At 47.1% G+C, this 23068-nt stretch carries 14 protein-coding genes and 1 pseudogene; 8 read left to right on the forward strand and 7 right to left on the reverse strand.

Annotated elements, in window-relative coordinates:
• The first annotated feature begins 446 nt into the window (after positions 1 to 446).
• Positions 447 to 758 carry a DUF6679 family protein gene (locus tag QUA43_RS13530; protein WP_006633466.1) on the forward strand — a complete coding sequence of 104 codons (312 nt, stop codon included), beginning with the start codon at positions 447 to 449 and terminating at the stop codon, positions 756 to 758.
• A 331-nt stretch (positions 759 to 1089) separates the two neighbouring features.
• Here the strand turns inward: QUA43_RS13530 and QUA43_RS13535 are convergent, their stop codons facing one another.
• Together QUA43_RS13535 and QUA43_RS30850 are read right to left on the reverse strand one after the other, a co-directional pair.
• Positions 1090 to 2727: an MBL fold metallo-hydrolase gene (locus QUA43_RS13535; protein ID WP_333374621.1), complete on the reverse strand. Its 1638-nt coding sequence runs from the start codon at positions 2725 to 2727 to the stop codon at positions 1090 to 1092.
• Positions 2728 to 3562: 835 nt separating this feature from the next.
• Positions 3563 to 3764 (reverse strand): annotated as a pseudogene (locus QUA43_RS30850) (IS630 family transposase); the annotation flags it as partial.
• Between the two features lie 519 nt (positions 3765 to 4283).
• Here QUA43_RS30850 and QUA43_RS13540 point away from each other — a divergent pair.
• The 7 genes from QUA43_RS13540 to QUA43_RS13570 all read left to right on the forward strand — a co-directional run bounded on the left by QUA43_RS13540 (position 4284) and on the right by QUA43_RS13570 (position 16148).
• Positions 4284 to 5480 (forward strand): glycosyltransferase, encoded by a 1197-nt coding sequence (locus QUA43_RS13540; RefSeq protein ID WP_333374534.1) that lies wholly within the window; start codon positions 4284 to 4286, stop codon positions 5478 to 5480.
• A gap of 977 nt (positions 5481 to 6457) precedes the next feature.
• Positions 6458 to 7654: a glycosyltransferase gene (locus QUA43_RS13545; protein ID WP_333374535.1), complete on the forward strand. Its 1197-nt coding sequence runs from the start codon at positions 6458 to 6460 to the stop codon at positions 7652 to 7654.
• A 316-nt stretch (positions 7655 to 7970) separates the two neighbouring features.
• Positions 7971 to 9287 (forward strand): glycosyltransferase family 2 protein, encoded by a 1317-nt coding sequence (locus tag QUA43_RS13550; RefSeq protein ID WP_333374536.1) that lies wholly within the window; start codon positions 7971 to 7973, stop codon positions 9285 to 9287.
• 256 nt (positions 9288 to 9543) lie between these two features.
• Positions 9544 to 10794, forward strand: coding sequence for a glycosyltransferase (locus tag QUA43_RS13555; RefSeq protein ID WP_333374537.1), 1251 nt, complete (start codon positions 9544 to 9546; stop codon positions 10792 to 10794).
• Entirely contained in the window at positions 10791 to 11582 is a 792-nt protein-coding gene (locus QUA43_RS13560) for an ABC transporter permease (RefSeq protein ID WP_333374538.1), read from the forward strand. The genes QUA43_RS13555 and QUA43_RS13560 overlap by 4 nt, the downstream gene beginning before the upstream one ends.
• A complete protein-coding gene (locus tag QUA43_RS13565) occupies positions 11583 to 13655 on the forward strand; it encodes a Wzt carbohydrate-binding domain-containing protein (protein WP_333374539.1) in 2073 nt (690 codons plus the stop codon).
• 75 nt (positions 13656 to 13730) lie between these two features.
• Positions 13731 to 16148, forward strand: a complete 2418-nt coding sequence (locus tag QUA43_RS13570) for a sulfotransferase (RefSeq protein ID WP_333374540.1) — start codon at positions 13731 to 13733, stop codon at positions 16146 to 16148.
• 59 nt (positions 16149 to 16207) lie between these two features.
• On the opposite strand, the gene QUA43_RS13575 is transcribed toward QUA43_RS13570, so the two are convergent.
• The 5 genes from QUA43_RS13575 to QUA43_RS13595 all read right to left on the reverse strand — a co-directional run bounded on the left by QUA43_RS13575 (position 16208) and on the right by QUA43_RS13595 (position 22989).
• Positions 16208 to 17428 (reverse strand): NAD(P)/FAD-dependent oxidoreductase, encoded by a 1221-nt coding sequence (locus QUA43_RS13575; RefSeq protein ID WP_333374542.1) that lies wholly within the window; start codon positions 17426 to 17428, stop codon positions 16208 to 16210.
• A gap of 7 nt (positions 17429 to 17435) precedes the next feature.
• The gene (locus QUA43_RS13580; protein WP_333374543.1) at positions 17436 to 17804 is read right to left on the reverse strand and encodes an aspartyl protease; all 369 of its coding nucleotides are present in this window, start codon (positions 17802 to 17804) and stop codon (positions 17436 to 17438) included.
• A complete protein-coding gene (locus tag QUA43_RS13585) occupies positions 17801 to 18157 on the reverse strand; it encodes a hypothetical protein (protein WP_445301968.1) in 357 nt (118 codons plus the stop codon). The genes QUA43_RS13580 and QUA43_RS13585 overlap by 4 nt, the downstream gene beginning before the upstream one ends.
• A gap of 70 nt (positions 18158 to 18227) precedes the next feature.
• On the reverse strand, positions 18228 to 20135 hold the full coding sequence (gene dxs, locus QUA43_RS13590; protein ID WP_333374545.1) for a 1-deoxy-D-xylulose-5-phosphate synthase: 1908 nt from the start codon (positions 20133 to 20135) through the stop codon (positions 18228 to 18230).
• A 712-nt stretch (positions 20136 to 20847) separates the two neighbouring features.
• On the reverse strand, positions 20848 to 22989 hold the full coding sequence (locus QUA43_RS13595) for a protein phosphatase 2C domain-containing protein (RefSeq protein ID WP_333374547.1): 2142 nt from the start codon (positions 22987 to 22989) through the stop codon (positions 20848 to 20850).
• Positions 22990 to 23068: the final 79 nt, after the last annotated feature.

The raw sequence follows: 23068 nt of genomic DNA on the forward strand, positions 1-23068 counted from the left end.
TGTTTGAGTGTCGCTTTAGAGCTTTCGCTTTGAGATTTGAGATTTGAGATTGAGCCTTGACGGCGTTAGTGGGCGATCGAACAAACGTCGAAACAATAGCTTTCTGGGGGACGTGAGGCAAAAGAGAACGAGATTTCTGAGGCAGAGTCTGTTGTTATTGTCGCTGTTAATCGCGATCGCCGGAGTCAAGTCGAATGCTCTGATCTATCCTGGCAAATGCCTCTCACGAGGGATGCCACTGGCTGCACAACCTGTAATTGGATAAATGGCGTACTAGATAGATTTGGTGGTAAAATCAAATTTGGTAACTCCCATCGGTACAAAAGTTGCGGAAAACGTGAAACTGGCCAGTCCATACGGCTGTGCCTTCCGATGTAAAACCCAAAGTACGTTACGGTAAACAGACCATATTTTAAGCAAGTTACACTGCGCAGGAGAACTGACAAATGCTACAGCGCAAAATCTATCAACTCTGTTGTGATGGTCGTGAGGTTTCTATTTTTCTTCGAGATCAGCAACGTTGGATAGAGCGCGCTCGTATCCTAGATATTGAAGGGGATCTAGTCACGCTGCGCTACGAAACCGACGAAGAAGACGAAATCAGCTCCTGGGAAGAAATGGTGCGTCTCGAAAGTATTGGAGCTGTGTCCCAGAAGTTGGCTTCGGTATCCCGAACTAACTGCGAACCCCTAGTTTCTGACGATTGTCCCGAAGCCGAACAAATTCGCAATCACTACCCGGACTCGAATTTGGAATAGTTTTGAGCTCGCGCTTGAGGCACAAGGAAAATTTGGGGGAAAAGAAAACGACTTTTCTCCCTTTTTTGTGGAGAAAGTAGGCAAAAAACCCGGTTGAGGCCAAACATATTCTGGGTTGTGACCCCATAAGCTATTTTACCTTTAAATTTAAGCTTGATGGCGGAATCTCCTGCCCAACCCCTACTCCCCACAACAGCGTAAGTACACAGTAGTTTAAAAATTCAATACGCGACACCCTAGCCCTGCTTAAACCGGGTTTTTTGTCTGGGTGCGTCCAGGACTGTTCTTTTGTTTTCTTTGCGTGCGGACTGGTTTCGAGGTGCCCGACAGCTTATTCGCCGTCTGTTTCCCCATCTTCTAGGAAAAGTTCGGACTCCGGTATCGCTTTAAACACCGGACAGAAACCGTCGGGGGTTACTTTAAAGCCAAACAAAGCACTGGACTGGTTCCAACAGCGCTGGCTGCGGTAGTGCTGGCAATTGCCGCAGCATTCGAGGTTGGCCTGAACGGCGCTGCCTTGAAAAAGGAGTTCCCGCTGGGAGATGCCCCGCAGTACCAGTTCTTCGCCTTGCCAGCGCGCTTCTACCAAACCGGTATCGGCAAAATTGGCCCACCGAGGATCGGCTGTAATCGGACTCGGCAAGCTAATTGCTACCTCTGTCCCCAATTCGCTGAGTTCTCCCTCATAGTTAGTTTCTGGGATAGCGGGCTGCAAAAACATTTCCCCGATCGGCAATTCGACCAGTGTTCCTGCCGCCGGAGTGTGCAACTGGTAGCGGTTTCGCAGCTCGTCCAAGTTAGCCAAATCAGCCAAATATGCAGGGGAACCGTGGACTAAAATGACGTGCTGGGGACGCAAATTGTGGATGAGTTGGGTAGTCCCGGGCCCGTCGCAGTGTTCGGCTAGCAGATAAGTTTCGACACTTGTGACTCCAGATTCGGGCCTGTTGCCCAGCCAGTCGCTGACGGGATATCCTGGTTTTTGAGGGGCGAGCAAAATCCAAGGATGTGTGCCATCGGCAACATACAAAGCCAAATCAGCTAACTTGTCTGTAATTACAATACAGGGCGTGGCTCCCAATCCGGGACGTTGTTCGGCAGACAGCCGGCGGACGCGGGGTTTCACCCTTTCGTCCCAAAACAAAGGTTGGTGCAGAGCAAAATTTTGGACGGCGGTGGGAAATTGGGGTAACAGTTCCAGATAAGCGTCGCACCCGTCGGCGACAGTGCCGTCCACCCAAATATCCAAGTCGCGGCCAGTAAAGTAGTGGTGACTGCGGAGCAGCATCAGCATTTCTTGGCCCAAACCAAGGGCCGGCGCGGGCAGCAGTACCGAGTACCCGTCGGCGATGGCGCGGTGGATGCGATCGGCTAACTGATTTTCTAGTTGTCGGCGGTGAGGGTGGCGCGCCGTGCCGTAACTGCCTTCCAAAATTAACACATCCGGCTTCATGCCCCTGAGTTCTCCCAGGGGCAAACCTTCCACCAAACGAGAATTGGACAGGAAAAAGTCGCCCGTGTAAACCACTGTGTAGGTGCGGTGCGGGGCGGCATAAGTCAGCAGCACAGTGGCGGCTCCGGGCAAATGGCCCGACGGGAACAACTGCACGCTCAGTCCTGGACGCACTTCGAGCGGCGACTGCCAGGGCAGTCCCTGACAGAACCTGGACTCTGGCTGCTGAGCCACTTCTGGCCAGTTGAGCGGTAGCAGTCGCGCTGTCACTTCGCTGGCGTAAATTGGCAAGTGGGGAAAAGATTGATGGAGTGCTAGCAAACCTCTGGCATGGTCAGAGTGGGCGTGGGTACACACCACAAAATCGGCTGGCAGCGATCGATTTAGTGTCGCTGACAGCGGTGCAATATCCTCTATACCGCAGTCGAGTAAAATGCGGTGCGGCCCCATTCGGACTAGCAGACAGACCCCTTCCTGTGCGTGGCCTGCGCCGTAAGGTAAACAATCGAGATCCATCACTGCGGTTAGCTCCCTGCTTTGCACGCAACTTGCAGTATCGCCACATTTAAACATTGGTTGCGACTGCATTCATTCGATCGAGTTCAGTCTCGGACGCAGAAACCGGATTTGATGGACGAAAACACTTTGTTGCCGCCCTCCCGGTAAAAAAACCCGGTTTATCAAAGTTCTGGTGCGTAAGCCCTGGAGTTAAATGTTTGCTCGAAGGCTCCGGCTCTCGTGCAAGGAAAGTAATTGCACTTAAGATTTGATGCAGCGCCAAGAAAGCGATTTTCCGAAGGCATTGGCCGGACGGGCATTCGGCCTTCGACAAAGTTCATGCTACTGGTTTTGGCATCAAAAGTTACATTTTATTGCACCATGTAAGAGTAGCGAACTCGATCTCATATTCTGAGTTTTAAACCTTTTTCCACAATTTGCGCCTGCTAAAAGCTAGTCTTTTTTATGAGAAGATTTTAATTCAGATGCCCAAACATCTTGATAAAACTTTACAATTCTTCATTTTTAGGGTTTTGAGGGCCGCGTATAGTCCAATCTGAAAAACGGAGAACCAGCATCGTGCTAGCTAACTGCTTTTGTCAGGGCAGAGAGAGACTTTATGAGTTTGCTCGGTTTCTTTGTAAAAGTTTGATACATTCTTCTAAGCAAACCTTGTGGCTATCGAGGAGAGAGCTTAAATGGCTTTTTGACCGAAAGCATCCAGGATACAAGCCCCCGGATTCAGCCGTCCAGAAATAAAAACCTGTATCCGATAAAGGAGCCCCCGAATTTATCCGTGAGGTCAATACTTCAATTCTAAAATCTAAAATCTAAAATCTAAAATCTAAAATCGATTGACTGCCCCATAATAGGTTTGTTTACTCCGCTCATTGACTAGGGGACAAAACGATGCGTTGTTTTGTTGAACCCCAAACATAGCCACATCAATCCCCCGACAATAGATGATATTCATCCTGTAAAAACACCACTAACTTGCCAGGAGTAATCTCAGCTCGATGAGTCTCCAACCAGCCTGTAATCTCCTGTTTTTTTTTATCATTGCTGGGTCTTATTTAGGGTTGAGTTTTGGAGTTTTTTTCAGCTAATCCGTGCGCGGTTTAACGGCGAAAGTTTGAATTGCGAGAGTGTTTAATTGTTTGCTATGTCGCCTTTGAATAGTAGCCGATCGCAATTAAAGCTGAAATGAGGAACGATCGCACAAACCCGGTTTGAGCAAAAAATCTGGTTTTTAGATTTGGTATTAATGGGGAGAGTGGGGAGCGCGCCGATCGCCAATAACACCTGCAATTGACACCTGCCTGGAGGTGCGAAGGTTTTTGATAAAAAATATTATGATGTAGCAAAAAAACTTGACATCAGCGGGTAATCGAAAGTAAAAATAAATAATAGCCATAACAAAATGAGGCTTTATGTTTGATTCGCGATCGGCTATCGGCAAGTATGGCATTGAGAAGTTGCTATCGCCTAAAACAATTTCTGCTAAAATACATCCGGTAATATACGGAGTATCTAGGATTTTTTCGCAATGTTAAATCTAAAATCTAAAATCTAAAATGGCAACAGCTATTCTTGAGCTGGAAATCTCCAAACTCCCGCCAGAAATTACGGTTGAGGAGCGTTACAGCAAAGCTTTGGTTTTAATTCGACTGCACGGAAAACCGATCGGCCAAGCTCTTTTTTACGTAGTCGGAGGCCGCATTGGCGGTGACGAATTACGGAAAACACTGAGGAATTGTGCTGGTGACAACTTGTGGAAAAACTTGCTCTACGACACTCTAGAATGGGATGAGCGGGGGTCGGTGGAGGCATTGCCGCTCGCCACAGTAGCAGTTTGCACGCGCGATCGCCCGGAAGATTTGCGGCGCTGTCTAGACGCGCTGATGCTGCTGCCAGACGAGGGTCAGGAATACTTAGTAATTGACAATTGTCCCGCCACGGACGCTACCAAGGAACTGGTCAAAAATTACCCAAAAGTCCGCTATGTGCGCGAAGACTTAGCAGGCTCCAGTGCTGCCCGTAACCGAGCTTTATGCGAAGCTAAACATGAATTCGTAGCGTTTACAGATGACGATGCTGCGCCCGATCCGAACTGGCTGCGATCGCTCTTGCGAAATTTCAGCGATCCGCGAGTGATGTGCGTCACAGGGCTGGTGATGCCCTTGGAACTGGAAACCGAAGCACAAGAATGGTTTGAGTGCTACAGCCCCCACGGGCGGGGATTTGAGCGCCGAGTTGTTGATGGGGCGCACTGCAATCCTCTGATTGTGCATCTTGTGGGAGTTTCGGCGAGTATGGCTTTGCGGAAAAGTTCGATCGACTACATTGGCCTGTTTGATGAAGCTTTGGGGGCGGGAACACCCACGGTGGGCGGCGAAGACTGTGAACTTTTTGCCCGCATTTTGCGCGCGGGCTACTGCATTGTCTACGAGCCGAGAGCATTGAGCTGGCACCGCCATCGGCGCACTTGGGAAGAATTGCGAAAAACGCTCCAAGGCTACGGCATCGGAGTCTATGCTTTCTGGACACGGATGTTTGTAATCAACAGAGAATTCAGTGTGCCTCTATTAGCTTGGGGATGGCTGCGGTATAAGCAAATTCCTGAATTAATTGCTTCTTGGCGAAAGCAACCGGGCTGTATTCCTAGCGATTTACTTTTGGCTCAACTGCGGGGGTGTATTAGCGGGCCAATGGCTTATTTTTATTCTCGCAAGCGGTTGCGGGAAGTTAAAGGGGAAGTCAATCGATTTTAGATTTTAGATTTTAGATTTACTCCACAGATGAATCTGGAAAATCAAACTAAGGTCTAAGCTTTTTGGATTAGTCATTAGTCATTAGTCATTAGTCATTAGTCATTAGTCATTAGTCATTAGTCAGGAGGAACAGGGAAGTTCGGCAACGGATGGTGTAATGGATTTAAGGGATTTAACAGATGGATATTGAGATATTGAGGGTACAGGGAAGAAGTAAGAGTGTTTGAATTTTTAATCACCACTTATAAATTACCAAATACCAAATACCAAGGGTGCATCTCAGTTTTATGCACGGAGGCCCGGCGCGTGCTGATTTGGGCAATCGCGAAAATGTGGGTCGGGCGGGTGAGAACACTCATAAAGTGGGTTGTATAGGAGTGATTCTTAGCTCAACTGGCCCCTACAAGACCCTACAAGATATTATGGTTTTTTGTGCTGTTATACTTAGCATTGGGCTTTATTGTCAAAAAAGAGTATTTCATGGGCTCTGTCTCTATTCTCACAACGGGTTTGGGATTGCTATATAACTACCTAATTGCGAAAGTTGGAATTGCGAGAGTGCTTAATGGTTTGGTATATTGCCCTTGAATAGTACCCGATCGCAATTAAAGCTGAAATGAGGAGCGATCGCACAAACCGGGTTTTGTCAAAAAATCTGGTTTTTAGAGGTGGCATTAATTGCGACGCTTGGTGGCGGTCGGCTGCCAATAACACCTGCAATTGACACAAGCCTCGACGAGAGATCGTTGCCGGTGGTAAAAGTTGTGTGGGGAAAAAACTTGACATCAGCGGGTAATTGAAAGTAAAAATAAATAAAAGCAATAAAAACAATGAGGCTTGATCTTTGATTCGCGATCAGCAATCGGCAAGTATGGCATTGAGAAGTTGCTATCCCCTAAAACAATTTCTGCTAAAATACCTCCGGTAATATAGGGAGTATCTAGGATTTTTTCCCAATCTAAAATCTAAAATCTAAAATGGCAACAGCTATTCTTGACCTGGAAATATCCAAACTCCCGCCAGAAATCACGGTTGAGGAGCGTTACAGCAAAGCCTTGATTTTAATTAGACTGCACGGAAAACCGATCGGTCAAGCTCTTTTGCCCGTAGTCGGAGGCCGCTTTGGCGGTGACGAATTACGGGAAACACTGATGAATGCTGCTGGTGACAACTTGTGGAAAAACTGGCTCTACGACACTCTAGAATGGGATGAGCGGGGGCCGGTGGAGGCATTGCCGCTCGCCACAGTAGCAGTTTGCACGCGCGATCGCCCGGAAGATTTGCGGCGCTGTCTAGACGCGCTGATGCTGATGCCAGATGATGGTCAGGAATACCTGGTAATTGACAATTGTCCCGCCACCGAGGCCAGCAGTGAATTGGTCAAAAATTACCCGAAAATCCGCTATGTCCGCGAAGATGTAGCGGGCGAGAGCGCTGCCCGCAACAGAGCTTTACGCGAAGCTAAACACGAATTCGTAGCGTTTACAGATGACGATGCTGCCCCCGATCCGAACTGGCTGCGATCGCTGTTGCGAAATTTCACAGATCCGCGAGTTATGTGTGTCACGGGGCTAGTGATGCCCCTAGAACTGGAAACCGAAGCGCAAGAATTGTTTGAGGGCTACTGCCCCTACGGGCAGGGCTTCCAGCGCCGAGTTTTTGACGGGGCGTACTGCAATCCGCTGATTGTAGATCCACTGGGGGTTTCGGCGAGTATGGCTTTGCGGAAAAGTTTGATCGACTGCATCGGGCTGTTTGACCAAGATTTGGGCGTGGGTACGCCTGCTAAGGCGGGTTCAGACTGCGAAATGTTTGCCCGCATTTTGCGATCGGGCTACCGCATCGTCTACGAACCGAGGGCCTTGAGTTGGCACCGCCATCGACGCACGTGGGAAGAACTACGCAACTTGCTGCGATGCTACGGAATCGGAGTCTATGCTTTCTGGACGCGGATGTTTGTAATCAACAAAGAATTTAGTGTGCCTCTATTAGCTTGGGCATGGCTGTATTACAAGCAAATTCCTGAATTATTTGCTTCTTTGCGAAAGCAACCGGGCTGTATTCCTAGTGATTTACTTTTGGCTCAAATGCGGGGGTGCATTAGCGGGCCGATGGCTTATTTTTCTTCTCGCAAGCGGTTGCAGGAAGTTAAAGGGGAAGTCAATCGATTTTAGATTTTAGATTTTAGATTTTAGATTTACTCACAAATGAATCTGGGAAATGAAACTAAGGTCTAAGCTTTTTGGATTAGTCATGAGTCATGAGTCATGAGTCATGAGTCATGAGTCATTAGTCAGGAGGAACAGGGAAGTCCGGCAACGGAGGGTGTAATGGATTTAAGGGATTTAACAGATGGATATTGAGGGGACAGGGAAGAAGTAAAAGTGTTGAAAATTTTAATTACCACTTATAAATCCCCAAATACCCAATACCAAATATTAATTTCCCAATCCCAAATAACAACTACCAATTACCAAATACCAATCTGATATGAATAGGGAAAATCCAACAATTAGCATAATTATTCCGAGCCACAATCGCAGTTCTTCGCTGCGGCGCGCTCTTGATGCTGTGCACTCGCAGACTTATCCGATCAACCTGCTCGAAGTTATTGTAGTGGCAGATAGCTGCATTGACGATACTTTGGCAATGCTACAAGGCTACAAAGCTCCGTTTAAACTGCAGGTGATCGAGGTAAATTGCCGGAGCGCGGCCATCGCTCGCAATACAGGAGCGGCTTCGGCTACCGGGCAATTGCTGCTGTTTCTCGACGACGATATCGAAGCGCTGCCGCCTTTGGTGGAAAGCCACGCGCGGGTTCACCGAGAGCGTCCGGGAGCGGCTGTCATGGGGCCCTATCCGCCTAAGTTGCACGGAGCAACTAGGTTTTTTGACGTGGAAGTGCGCTCGTGGTGGGAAGAGAAGTTTTATCAGATGAGCCAACCCGATCACCGATTTACTTATCAAGATTTGCTCAGCGGCAACCTTTCTTTGGATGCAGAACTGTTTGCTCGTCTAGAAGGCTTTGATTCGGCTTTCGGGAACTGCGGCGGGGAAGATTACGAGTTTGGGCTGCGTTTGCTGAAAGCTGATGTACCTTTTGCTTTAGCGGAGGATGCTGTGGGCTATCATTACGAACACGAAACTAACAATCTCGATCGCTCTTTCCGCCGATCTCGTCAGGAAGGGCGATCGGATGTTTTGATCGGCCGCCGACACCCGGAACTCAGACCGACGCTGCACATAAAAGACTACGAAACTCCTTATTTTTTGGTAGACAAGATTGTGGTGGCGCTCACGTTTTTCTGGCCGGCGGTTATGGATTGGCTGGCTGTGGGAGGCAGGAAATCTCTGGATTTGCTCGAAAGCTTGGGGATGCGGGAAACTTGGCGGTGGTTGCGGGCAAAATTGCGCGGTTATTGGTATTTGCGGGGTGTGATTGATGAGCTAAAAAGTCGGTCTGCTATTTCTAGTTTTATGCAAGGGGGCCCGGCCCGTGCTGATTTGGGCGGACATGAAATTAACATTGATTTGCAGCAAGGTTGGGAAGCAGCAGAAAGTCTGCTGGACGCGGAACGACCGGCTGGGGTTTACCTGTATTACGACGAACTAACAGTCGGCCATATTTTTCCGCAAGCGGGCGCGGAACCGCTGCGGGGCGCTCACTTGCGATCGATTCTGGCGCTTCACTTTGCTCAACCGCTGGCTGGGGCGATCGCGGTTAACGGTATGCCCCGCAGTGCTGAAACGCTTGAAGAAAAGCCTTTAGTTGCTTTTGAAACTTACGAGTTAGCCATTAATAGCTAAGTAAATAGGTGCAAATAAAGATTACAGGATTCGGGCAGGTGAGTGCCTTCATCTTCTCGCTTATATCTCGTTATGCTTAGCTAAACTAGCCCCTAGAAGATATTTTTTTTGTGCATCTCTACTGAATTCGGGGAAGTTAAACCAAAAACTCAAACCTCAAAAGTTGGGAAATTGGAAAATTGCCACCCCAAACTTAAAAGTCCCAAGTCAAAACTTTTCTATCTAGTGCCCGCTGCAAAATTTTCAGGAGCAAGTTATGGCAATAAAAGTGATGGAGATTGAGTTTGCCGAACAGATTAATCCGATTAGGCAACTCGAACAATACGAAGGAGTTCGCATTTTAGTTCGCTACCGCGGACGGCCTCTGGGCTGGGCTTATGTTAGTAACAATCCCTGGGAACAAACAATTTCCGCTGAGCGAGTGCGGCAAACAATTGTGGATCAGTTAGGAAAAGAGTTGGTGCGATCGACTTTAGGAGAGCAGTTCGGCGCTGTTTCTGAAGCAGTGGCGGATCGCGACCTGCCGTCAATTAGCGTTGTCATCTGCACGCGCGATCGCACAGATTTGCTCAAAGGCGCTCTGGAAGCTCTGCTCGCCCTCGACTATCCGCACCGCGAAATTATCGTTATAGACAACGCTCCTGCAAGCAGCAGCACCGCTGAATTAGTCGCGCGATTACCTGTACGCTACGTCAAGGAAGAACGGCCAGGATTGGACTGGGCGCGCAATCGCGGGATCGCGGAAGCGCGGCATGAGATTATTGCTTTTACTGACGACGACGTGCGGCCCGATCGCGGTTGGCTGCGGGGTATTGCTTCGGCGTTTGCTGACCCAGAAATTATGGCCGTGAGCGGTTTAGTGGCGGCAGCCGAACTGGAAACCTTGCCACAACAGCAATTTGAACTGATATATGGCGGAATGCTGCAAAACCTCGACCGCCACAAAACCGACGGTAGCAAGCTTTCTGTGCGGGAGTTGCTGTGGGCGAGCAAATACGGCGTGGGGGCGAATATGGCTTTCCGGCGGCAAGTTTTCGAGGCTGTGGGCAATTTTGACGTTGCTCTTGATGTGGGGACTGCGACTCGCGGTGGTGGGGATATTGAGATGTTTCATCGCATTTTGGCGAAGGGATACTCGACTTTTTATGAGCCGAGAGCTTTTGTGTGGCACTTGCACCGGCGCAGCGCCGAGGCTTTGAGCAAGCAGTTGCAGGATAACGGGCGCGGTTTTGGGGCTTATGTACTCACGTGCTATCGCAACCGCACTGTGCCGCGCTGGGAAATTTGGAAATTTGCTATGTTTCAGTGGCTTGGTTGGTGGCTGGTGCGCCGCTTGGGGGCTCCGGGTTGGCTGCCGCGCAAGTTGGTAGTCAGCGAGTTGCTGGGAGCTCTCGACAGTCCTTTTGCTTACAGAAAAGCGCAGTTGCAGGCGCAGCAGTTAGCTGAGATTGAGCCGAAAGAGCAGCTACAGTCGGAACCGCAGGAAGTCGCCGGAGGTGTGCGATGAAAAGTGTTCCCAGGCTGATTAACAGGCGCAAAATCGCTCATTTCTTCGATTTGCTGCGGGTGTTGGTCGATCGCGATATGAAATTACTTTACAAGCGATCGGCTTTGGGGATTGCTTGGACTTTAATCAATCCGCTGTTGCAGTTAGCTGTATTTTCCTTTGTATTTCGCTCTGTTATACCGATTAACATTCCGCAATTTTCTTCCTTTGCTTTCAGCGGTTTGTTAATCTGGAGTTGGTCTCAAACCGCATTATTTCAAGCAACGGGATTAATTACCAACAATAAAGCGCTAATCAGACAGCCGAATTTTCCCACGGCAATTTTGCCGGTAGTCACTACTATGACTGGGCTAATTCACTTTCTGTTAGCTTTGCCGGTGTTAATTATCTTTCTGGCAATTGATGGCGTTCAGCCGAGTGCAGTGCTGTTTGTGTTGCCGCTGCTGATGGTTATTCAGTTTATTTTGACAGTCAGTTTGGCTTATCCCCTCGCCGCTTTGAATGTCACTTTTCGCGATACTCAGCACACTTTGGGCGTAGTTTTGCAGATGCTGTTTTACCTGACTCCGATTTTCTACGACCTCAACAGCGTCCCGAAACAATTTCAGCCTTTTTATCAGTTAAATCCTATGGTGCCACTGCTGGGAGCTTACCGCGCCATACTGCTCAAAGGTACGCAGCCGGATTGGCTGGCGCTGTTAATTGTTAGCTTGGTTGTGGCTGCTCTTTTGCCGATCGGACTGGGAATTTTTAGACGGCAAAGCAATACTTTTGTGGAGGAATTGTAAATGCGTCAAGCTATTGTTGTCAAGGGTTTGGGGAAACGTTTCAACCGCTACTCTGCCGATCGACCTTATACGATTATGCAGGCAGCTTTGGCGGGTTTTCGGCAGATGAAACCGCAGGCGCGTTTTTGGGCCCTGCGGGATATCAATTTCACTGTTTCTCCCGGGGAAATGCTGGGAATTCTCGGCAAGAATGGCGCGGGAAAATCGACGCTGCTGCAACTTGTTGGCGGTATCGGCCATGCTCAAGAAGGAACTATTGAAGTTAATGGCAGAATTGGCGGTTTGTTGGATTTGGGTGCGGGTTTTCACTCGGATTTAACGGGCAGAGAAAATGTGTTTGTGGGTGCGGTGGTGGCCGGTTTGACTCGTCGGGAAGCGGCGCGCCGGTTTGATGATATTGTTGAATTTGCGGAATTGCAACAGTTTATTGATAGTCCGATGCGGACTTACAGTACCGGGATGCAAATGCGGCTAGCTTTTTCGGTGGCGGTGCACACTGATCCAGAAGTGCTGTTAGTTGATGAACATTTGTCGGTTGGTGATGTGGCTTTTCAAAATAAATGTTTGAACAGAATCACGGAGTTTAAGAATCAAGGATGTGCGATTGTTTTGATTTCTCACAACGCGGCGCAAATTCATAAACTGTGCGATCGGGCTTTGTGGCTAAAATCAGGTGAAATCGTGGCTTACGGGGAACCGGAAGTGGTAGTCGGTCAGTATTTGTCAGAAATGCGCTCAGCAACCGAAAAACGCACTCCCATGCGTCCTCCTGAAGTGACGAGTATGGGTTCGCAACTGCGAATCAATGACAATCGCTTCGGTTCTTTAGAAGTAGAAATTACGGATGTTAAAGTGTTGCCGGATGATGAGATAAACAGTGGCGATTCTATTACTGTGGAAATTAATTATTCTGTACCGAAGCCAATTTCTGCTGCTATTTTTGGCGTGACAATTAGCCGGGAAGACGGTCAAAGTTGTTTTGAAACTAATACGAATCAAATGGGCAGATTGCTGCCGCTGGCGGAAGGTAAAGGCACAATCCGCCTGCACGTAGACAGGCTGGATTTAGGCAATGGTCAGTATTACGTGAATGCTGGGGTTTACGAGAAGAGTTTGGCTTACGCCTATGATTATCATTGGCACCTTTATCCGCTGTACGTGCGATCGACTGTAAGCCAAAAAACGATTCTTTGTCCGCCCTACCACTGGGAATTTGATGGCAAAATGCAGGTTGCGGATTTACCCGAACCAATCGAAAAAGTTCACGCCTTGAATAAGGATAATCCCGCCTATGCCAAGATTTCGACTCAGTTGAAAAATAAGCAGGAACCAGACTTTTTAATTATTGGCGCTCAAAAGTGCGGCACGGAACCTCTATCCGGCTATCTCGCAAATCACTTGCAAATTATCAAAGATGGTTCCCGCAACATTCACTTTTTTGATTTGAATTTTGAGCGGGGTGTTGATTGGTACAGCAAGCAGTTGACGCGCAGTGTGGCGGATGAGAAGCTGTTGCTGTGGGAAATGACTCCTTACTATATTTATCATCCGTTGGTGGCCGAGCGGGTTTACAAGTGTTTCCCGGATGTTAAGCTAATTGTAATGCTGCGAAACCCGGTTAGACGAGCTTGGCTGCACTATCATCTAGAAGTCGCGATCGGCTGCGAAAAGCTGGATTTTGAAAAGGCGATCGCTTCCGAACCCGATCGCCTAAAAGGTGAAATTGAAAAAATCAAAGCCGATAAAGATTATTACAGTTTCAACCACCAACATTATTCTTATTTGTCGCGAGGAATTTATGTCGAACAAATCAGGAATTGGCTCGATTATTTTCCTAGGGAACAGTTGCTAATTCTCAAAAGCGAAGATTTTGAAGCAAATACCGATAAAGTTTTTTCGGAAGTGTTAGATTTCTTGGATATTAGTGCGATCGCAAGTAAACAATATGAGATTAATACGATCGAGGAGTACAGCAAAATACCAGCAGCAATCGAACAACAATTGACAGATTATTTCAAACCTTACAATCAGGAACTTTCTGATTTGTTAAAACAGGATTTTACTTGGAGTTAGAATTGGCAGGTTGGGTTCCGAGAACGAAACCCAACCAACCTCAAAATATACCGTTAATTATAATTGCCAAATGTTATGAAACGCATATTTCTCCTAGGATCGCCTCGCAGTGGCACGACAATTCTTCAAAGCTTATTAGCTGCTCATCCCGAAGTTATTTCTTTTCCAGAATCTAAGTTTTTTCACTATTTGCTGTACGATCAGTTTGCGGGAAAGTTGCCAGGTAGAATGGAAGCTTTTTTTAACGATGAGATTAAACGTCCTGAACTTTTGAAAGATTTTGATGACAGCCAAAGTGTGGAAGCTAAAGCTAGTTGGTTTGTGAGAGTTTTGGATGGTTTGGCTGCTGAACAAAAAAAAAGCATTTGGTTGGAAAAAACGCCGGAACACATATATTTTATTGATGACATAGAGCGCTTTTTGCCGGATGCGAAATTTATACATATTTTGCGAAACGGTATGGATACAATAGCTTCTATGTATGATGCTACTAGGAGTTTTAACGAATTGTGGGGCGCTGGTTGGGATTTAAACCACTGTATCTATCGCTGGGAACACGCGATGTTAACTAGCCACAAATACATTAATAAATCCAATCATATATTAGTTAAATATGAGGAGCTTTTAGATAACAAAACACAACTTCTAGGAAAAATTTGTAATTTCATGGGCATTGAATATGACGGCACAATGCTCGTTAATTATCAAGAAAAAGCCGCGAAGCTCAGTTTAAATCTACCTTGGCACAAAGGAATTGAGAGAGATGTCAAAAGTAGTAACGTTCACAAATATCATAAAATTTTCACGCGCAATGAAATCAGATATATTTTAGATAAAGTTAAGCGAGTCAACGCTGAAATGGCCTGGAAAGTTACGGTGGAAGTGAGCGAACCAATTTCGGATATTTACGCTTTGCAAATATGCGATCGCCTGTGCTGTACGATCAAACTAGAAGGAATTCAACTCGGTATTATTGAATTGCCGATTTGCGATGGCATGGTTGCGGCTTCGGTGTTGGCGGATGCGGTTGCAGCCCAGTTTGCTTGGCAAATTCTCGATCGCTTCTTTCAACGCAATCGCTGCGAAAAAGGCAATAAATTGTGGGAAAATTTGCTGGAACCATTGCACCCTAAACATGACTGGACGCTATTTATGCAAGAATTATGGGGGCGTCCGCATTGGCATTTGGAGGATTTCTACAAGCCAGAAATAGCTGAGAAAGTCCCAACAATTACCCTCGAAAAAGATTTGATTGTCTTAGAAATTAGCGAAGAATTTGCTAATATAAAAGTTGAGCTTTCTGAAATAAATGTGCTGGTGAAAGTAGGCGGGGTTGCTGTCGGTATTGTTACTGTTGCGGTGGAAAATAATTTTGTTTCGGCTCAAAAATTGCGATCGACAATTAATCGAAATATGGGTTTTGAGTTGTGCATCACCGCCGTGCGAGAAGCTTTGCTGGGAAAACCACTCAACGGCAAGCAATGGCTACGATCGCGCTTAGCCTCTTGTGCTCAACAAAGGTCTAATTTGCCCGAATGGTTGAATGCACCGGGTGCTGGAGGCATTTACCCCCAAAATGCGGTGATGTTCGGCAGGCGATCGGGTGCGATCGGCACAAGTGTCAGCCGTCGCGCCTCACTCCCGGCGGCGGCGCTGCCGGAAATCGAGTCAGCCGCGGCAATCGCTGGGGAACCGACAATGCAAATTCCCCAAGAAAACGAGTTTCCAAAGCAAGTATTTTACGCACCGGAAATCATTGGCTCAAAATCTTCTTATCGGGAAGTTTCTCACTCGGTGAAACCTCAAGTTTTGGACAATCATAGCCTTACACACAAACTCCCGATTCTCTCCTACCGCCGCATTTCTCCTGACGGTTTAGACGCAGTTACTCCCCAAATTTTTGAACAACAGTTACACAATCTCAAAAATCTAGGTTATTACAGTGCGAGTTGGGAAAATTGGCGAAGCGCGAAACAGGCTAAAACTCCTTTACCCGGTAAAGCTGTATTGATGACATTTGACGGCGGCTATCTCGACTTTTTCCAATATGCTTGGCCTCTGCTAAAACGGTTTAATTTTACAGCAACTGTTTTTCTCGTAGCGGAGTCAATAGGAAAGACAAATAGTTGGGAAAAAGCCGAATTTGAAGAAGTGCCGTTAATGGGATGGCCAGAAATTTTGCAACTGCGGGATGCAGGGATTGAATTCGGTTCTATGTCTGCTACTCATCAACCTTTGACTGCATTGTCGCCGACAGAAATTGTGCGGGAGGCAGCCAAATCTCGTGCTATCTTGGAAGGGGGATTAGAGAAATCTGTTAAATGTTTTGCCTATCCTTACGGCGATGTCGATCCAATTGTAGCGCATTTAATTGGAGCGAGTGGATATACTTTTGGTGTATCATATACATTAAATTTTAGCAGTTTTGAAGATTCTTTATTGTCGCTGCCGCGCATTCAAGTCACCGCAGAAAATGCCTTAAAATTAGCTTAGTAATGTGCGTCAATCAGCGAGAGTTTTCCCTCAACAAACTATCTCTCACCGGACGCACCTTACAAGTGAAATTTCTTAATCAATTCCTTGATCTTTCTCTGCAAATAACCGCCTAACCCTCTGGAAATTTTCTCAAATTTATAATAAAATAAAATATCCATCACATCTTCAGTTTTCATATACTTTAAATAAGAAATTATTTTATCGGTCAGCTCATCATTAACATCATCGATATACTTTCTCACCGCCAACCTTTCCGAAATATGCCATTTCTGATCAAACTTGCGGTGCATTTCCGTCTCATAATCCCGAAAATCTGAGATTTTCCCCTCCAAATACCTTTGAATATATTTCCCCGCGATTTGGGCACCATCCATCCCGTGTCTAATCCCTTCGCCACCCAAAAAATTTACTGTCGAAACACTATCGCCGATCGCAATTATATTATCCTTGCAATAAATATCCTTCAAACCACGACTATACTTCAGCATGGAACCGTGTTTGTCAAGAATTTTATAATTTTTAGACTTTAGATATTCATTAATCAGTAAATCAATGTATTTTTTCAGAGGTGACAAATGCCTCAGCGTTTTCTGCTCTAAAAAAATGCGGGCAGCACCAACTTTCAGCCTATTTGGTTCCATTGGAAATATCCAAGAATAACCTTTAGGCATCCATTTATCGCCCACAAATAAGATTAAATCACCGCTGTATTTATTGTAAACTTCTGGCTCTACTTCAATCAAATATTCGATTCCGGTTCCCGACAAAAAATCAGGCTTATCATTCTCTTTTTCGTACATAATCGCCCTAGCAAAGCCAGTAGCATCAACCAATACTTTAGTGCTAACTTTGATAAGTTGACCGTCGGATAACTGTTTAAATTCGACTGTTGTTTCGCCCTTGCTTTGTGAATGTCCGGTGTAGCGATAACCAAGCCAAACTTCACCGCCAAATCGCTCAACTTCGCTGGCCAAAAATGCTCTAAATTTAGCAAAATTGAGAACAACTCCCAAGCTTTCGGGAGACTCCCAAGTTTGACTGACTTTGCTAGTTTCAATAGTAATTTTGTGCCAAAAACTGCCGATAACGGATTCAGGTAAATCGAATTTAGAGAGGGTTTCTAGAGGTGTAGCGGCGCTAGAGAAGTCATTTTTATAAAAATTGTCGTTTTGCTCTGCCAGCAAGACTTTGTGGCCGGATTGCGCTAGAATTCTCGCGCAGTGACCGCCTGCTGGGCCTGCTCCTACTATTACTATATCAAAACTTTTTAAAGTCATCTTGCTATTAATTCACTTCTAATGTCAAAACACCCGCCGAAATATCAACTATTAACCGCCGATTTTTCAACAAGTGGCTGCCGATTAAAACTTCGGGTACTCCGTCACCTACGTGAACAGGAATATCGAATTCTTGACCCTCAATACGCACTTTTCCTGCATAAATATCAAAATTGAATTCTCCCCTAGCTGTTATCATTTTTTGTCGCCTAACATAAACCCAATCAAGCCCTTCTAAATCTTGACTGTTCATTGCTAACCAGCCAGAAAAACCTGTATCTAGCAGGGCATCAACAGGTAATTCTAAGCCGTTATCAGCAATCAATTCAATTTCAAAAAATAGCTCATCCTCATCACCAAATGTTCCTTGAATCATATCGTGCCACACGCCCCTGTATTGTTGATGCGGAACATGAACGGGATAGCATTTGGGTGTTTCTGTCGGCACATTTTGGTAGCCACCATATCATCTTTGTCAATAAAATAGTCTCCGCTGTCGGGTTCAACCGCTATGTACCAGTTGTAGTGGCTTTTAATCAATTCTGGTTTCAGGCGATCGAAAATTGGTTTGCAGCGTTGATAAAATGCTTCTCTTTCAGCTCGCCACTGGGCTTTTTTTTCTTCTGACCATTGAATTTCTGGGAATAATCTTCCCCGCCGCACGGTACGATTTGGTTTCACGTTAGTCATTGTTTTTTCTCCCTTATCCTCAAATCTTCCTTCAATCATGCTGCTATTTCACTGTCATAGATCGAATCAAGAGTAAGGTGCGCTAGGCGCACCCTACAATTCTAGCTATTTACACGCTAACAGGAGACTGTTTGCGGCTGAATGTTGCTAAGATGCGATCGCACATTTGCGACGGAGTTAATCCTAAACTTGCAAATGATTGCTCTGGCGTTGCATGATCTACTAATGTATCCGGTACGCCCAGCCGCATCAGTGGCACGAGAACATTATTGTCGAGCAAAGATTCAGCAACTGCTGAACCGAAGCCACCCATCAAACAGCCTTCTTCCATTGTGACAACTTTGCCGATTCGCTGTGCCAAAGGCAAGATTAATTCAGTGTCCAAAGGCTTGACAAAACGCGCATTGATCACAGTTGCTTCAATACCGTGCTCGCTCAGCATCTCGGCAGTTTGCATTGCCGGATAAACCATTGAACCGTAACCCAAGATCAGCACATCGTCGCCGTTGCGGAGAATTTCGGCTTTGCCGATCGGCAATTCTTCCCAACCTTCCTCCATCAAAGGCACGCCGTAACCGTTGCCGCGCGGGTAACGCATCGTTATCGGGCCGCTTGTGTGGTTGATTCCCGTGACTATCATCCGCTGCAATTCTGCCTCATCTTTTGGTGCCATAACTACCATATTTGGCAGACACCGCAAGAAGGCAATGTCGTACATTCCTTGGTGAGTGGGGCCGTCAGCACCGACAATGCCGGCGCGATCCAAACAGAAGAAAACTGGCAAATTTTGGATGCAGACATCATGAATTATTTGGTCATAACCTCGCTGCACAAATGTCGAGTAAATTGCCACAACCGGGCGCATTCCTTCGCAGGCTAAACCAGCGGATAAAGTCACGGCGTGTTGTTCAGCAATCCCGACATCAATGTACTGTTTGGGCAGTTTTTCATGAAGTTTATCCAGACCTGTTCCGGTTGCCATTGCAGCGGTAATTCCGACAATTTTGGGATTATCTTCTGCTAGCTTGACCAGGGCGTGGGCAAAGACTTTCGAGTAAGCTGGAGGCTTGGGTTTAGTGGAGGGAATGCCTTTGCCGGTAGCTAAGTTAAAGGGATTTTGGGCGTGATATCCTACTTGGTCTTTTTCGGCGATCGCATATCCTTTGCCCTTCACCGTCACCACATGAACCAGCACCGGCCCTTGGATAGTATGAGCTTGTTTGAAAGTGGTAATTAACTCTTCCAAATTGTGTCCATCTACCGGGCCCATGTAAGTAAAACCCAATTCTTCAATTACTGCTCCAACTTTCGAGACTGCCAAGCGTTTCATCCCTTCTTTGAGGCGTTCCATTTCAGGAGTAAAAGTTTCGCCGACAAAGGGAATGTGTTTGAATTGTTCCTCTAAGTTATCTTTGAGAAACTGCACCGGTGGCGACAATCGCATCTTGTTCAAATACCGCGTAATTGCGCCGACGTTGGGCGAGATTGACATCTCGTTGTCGTTGAGTACAACTAACAAATTGGTTTTCGGCATATGGCCCGCGTGGTTGATGGCTTCGAGTGCCATGCCGCCAGTCAATGCGCCGTCGCCGATGACTGCTACAGTTTTAAAGTTTTCCCCCTTGAGGTCGCGCGCCATTGCCATTCCTAACGCTGCGGAAATGCTTGTGGAAGCGTGGCCGGCGCCGAAGTGGTCAAATTTGCTCTCGCAGCGCTTGAGATAGCCTGCAACGCCGTCTTTTTGGCGTAGGGTGTGGAATTGGTTGTAGCGGCCGGTTATCAATTTGTGAGGATAAGCTTGGTGGCCGACATCCCAAGTAACTTTGTCGCGATCGAGGTCGAGTGTTTGGTAGAGTGCTAAGGTCAGTTCGACTACACCCAATCCTGGGCCGAGGTGGCCGCCGCTAGCGGCTACAGTTTCTAAATGCTTTTCTCGAATTTGTCGGGCAATTTGTTCGAGTTGATGAATCGAGAGGCCGTGTAATTGATTTGGGTGAGTCAGTTCGCTGAGATGCATATTTTAAAATCTTGCTCCTGTGAATCAGGACGAATCCTTAACAGATATAGGTTGAGCCTGCGACGTTGGATACGGGCAAACGTTAGAATAGTTTAACGGTTATTTGAGGAAAACTGTTAGGCGTAAGATTTTTGTTATTTTTGGCCTGGTAATTATAGTTAATAAATTGCGCGCCGTCAATATAAAAAAAGCTTATGTTGTTAGTTGCTAATGGCTAGTTGTTAGCTGCATGGAGATTCTTAAGCATTTTTAACTACTTTTTGTAGTGATGGCTGACTTTTTAGCCATCTTGTTTCTGCAGGCGGACTATGATACAAAATCATTAACTGTGATGGAGCATCTCATATTTGTAAAAACACTTCTTCTGGCTCCTTCCTTCTGCCTCAAAACTTTAATTTCTAGCTTGGCTGCAAAAGTGAGATGCTCCCCTGTGAATTCTGATTGATATACAGCGTATTCCAGGTGTATGAAGTACACGCCAGAAACCTGGTTTCTTTACAGTTCTCGCATCCTTACTGATTCTGTTCAAAAAACCCGGTTTCTAGCGATCTACATCTACAGGGAATATGCTGTAACTCAACAACCTCTACCAAAAATCATTCCATTTACACTGGAAAAGTTTTCCCGAATTTGGATAGTAGATAGCTGCGACGCTCGAAGCATTATTTTGTAAGCTCAAAAGTCCATTCGGGCGACGGCGAGAGACTCTCGCTTACTCCGCTGATGGCAAAGGAGTTTCCGCTTCTTCCGGTGGCGGAATTTCTGCAGGACTCGATTCGGGCGACGGCGAGGGACTCTCGCTATCGGGCAGCGGAATTTCTGCAGGACTCGATTCGGACGACGGCGAGGGAATCTCGGCCCCGGGCGAGGGAATCTCCGAAGGACTTGGGGCGGGAGTTTCCTGCGGTGGCGGAACTTGTGCGGGCTCTGGCTGGGGGTTTTGGCGGCTTTGCACCCACAAACCTAAACCGCCACCGGCTAATATCAGCCCCAACACCCCCAGTAGGGGCAGTGGCAGCTTGGATCGCTGTTTTTGAACGGGTTCCGGGGCGGGGGAAGTTTCGGGGTACAACAACTGTTTGGACGATTCTGAAAGCTGAGATTCTGGAATCCTCCCGGACTTCTGGAGGGACGCAGCGACGAGGGAAGGTGGCAGCGACACCGAGGCTGACACTGGCGCTGACGCCGGCGCTGACGCCACCGCCGGATCAAACAGTACCAATCTCTCCGGCGACATCCGACAGTGAGTCGCTACCACGGAGGTGTTGTCATAACCATTTTTCTCGTTGGCGAGACGAATCCAAGACTGAACTGCCGCTTCCAAAGACATTTTGCCCTCAAGCACCTCTGGGCCATAATTCTCCCAAGATTTCTCTACCCAGTCGTTGTCGCTCAAACCGTCGGAACACAGCAGCAGTAAGCCTTCCTCTTCGACAATAAATCGCTGAATCGTCGGGCGCAGGAAATCGGCATCCCGCGTCCCCAAAGCTTGAGTCAGGGCTCCTGCATCGGATCGCAGTTGAGTCTCCCAGTACAAACAATGTCCTAGCTGGACTTCCCTTGAGGCTACGTCGTCGTCCACAGTCAGCCGGTGACAGTAATTTTTGCCAATCCAATAAGCGCGGCTGTCTCCAACATTGACTAAATAAAGTTCGTGGCTGTTATTCGATGGCAAATCCTCGGAAATTTTCACTTTTTGAGGCAACTGGAGGGCCATCACCAAAGTCGTCCCCATCCGTTGCCGCAACTCTTTTCCCTGCTCGTTATTTTGAGCGGAAATCACATTATTCACAACTCTGACTATTTCTTCGAGTTGCTTGATCACCATTGTTGGCGTCATCAACTCTTCTTGTTGAGCAATTTCTGAGAGCAAATTTTGGATTAAAGCTTTCAGGGACTGCACGGCTAATTGACTGGCAACTTCTCCTCCTTCGTGGCCTCCAACCCCGTCGCAAACCATTGTCAAGTAAGGAATTAGTTTCTCGCCCCCTGAAGTTTTGCTAAATTGAAAATCAGCAGCAGTCGGATAGCAACTGTCTTCATTTTGGGAGCGCTGCGGCCCGGTATCAGTCATGCCGACTACTTCTAAGTGCAGAGGCAATTTAGTGGCTTGTTCTAATAATAAATCGTTTAGTTCCAGGGCGATCGCGTCGAAATTCATGCTGCTGCGGCGCATAAACTGACAAATCTCTCCGAGTCTCGACTGCACCTCGGGTTGCGCTGATTCCACCAAACCTGACCACACATCTCCCAAATCCCGCAGCGTCGGTACAAAATTGCCCCGGTGCAGTTCCAGCAGGCGTACCCGCCAACCTTCCACCCGCAAATTTTCCGGTACCAGCAAACTCGAAGCGACTCCCTGTTCCGATAGCGGCGCCCAAAGTTGGAGCATTTGCCACAGCCAGTATACTTGGCGCGCGCCGGTTGTCCCCGACCAAGCTTCTAAAATAGAAGGATACAGGCGACCGAAATTATTGATGGGCACATTTTCCAACAACAGCACCTCTGTCGCTTCCGGTGCTTCCCCTAGCGAACAATAACCGTATACTTCCGGCGTATGCAGCCGTTGGGGATACAAATGCAGGTAAGGCATAATCGTATCCGGCAGTTGTTCCGGGACGCTCGGAGGCAAAGCTGGACGGCTGTCGAGCCAGATTTGGGGTGCAATGACAAAGTATCGATCGGCTATTACCTTCCCCGTCGGCACTTCCTCGGCTGCTTGTCCCACCACCCACACATAGCGATAAATTAAATCCGTTTCGCACGCTGCACACTGCTGGCGGCCAAAGGTATTGCGGGGATCGGGACAGCTAAGATTCGGGCAATAAATGGGTTCGGAGAAACTGCTGATCATATCGAAATAGTTTGTGTAAAAAGATTCTGAAGATATTTGATTCGCAAGCCCAAATTCATGAGCTTGAGAATAAACTGAT

Source organism: Microcoleus sp. N9_B4 (assembly GCF_036701635.1).
In the GTDB taxonomy this organism is placed as follows: Bacteria; Cyanobacteriota; Cyanobacteriia; order Cyanobacteriales; family Microcoleaceae; genus Microcoleus.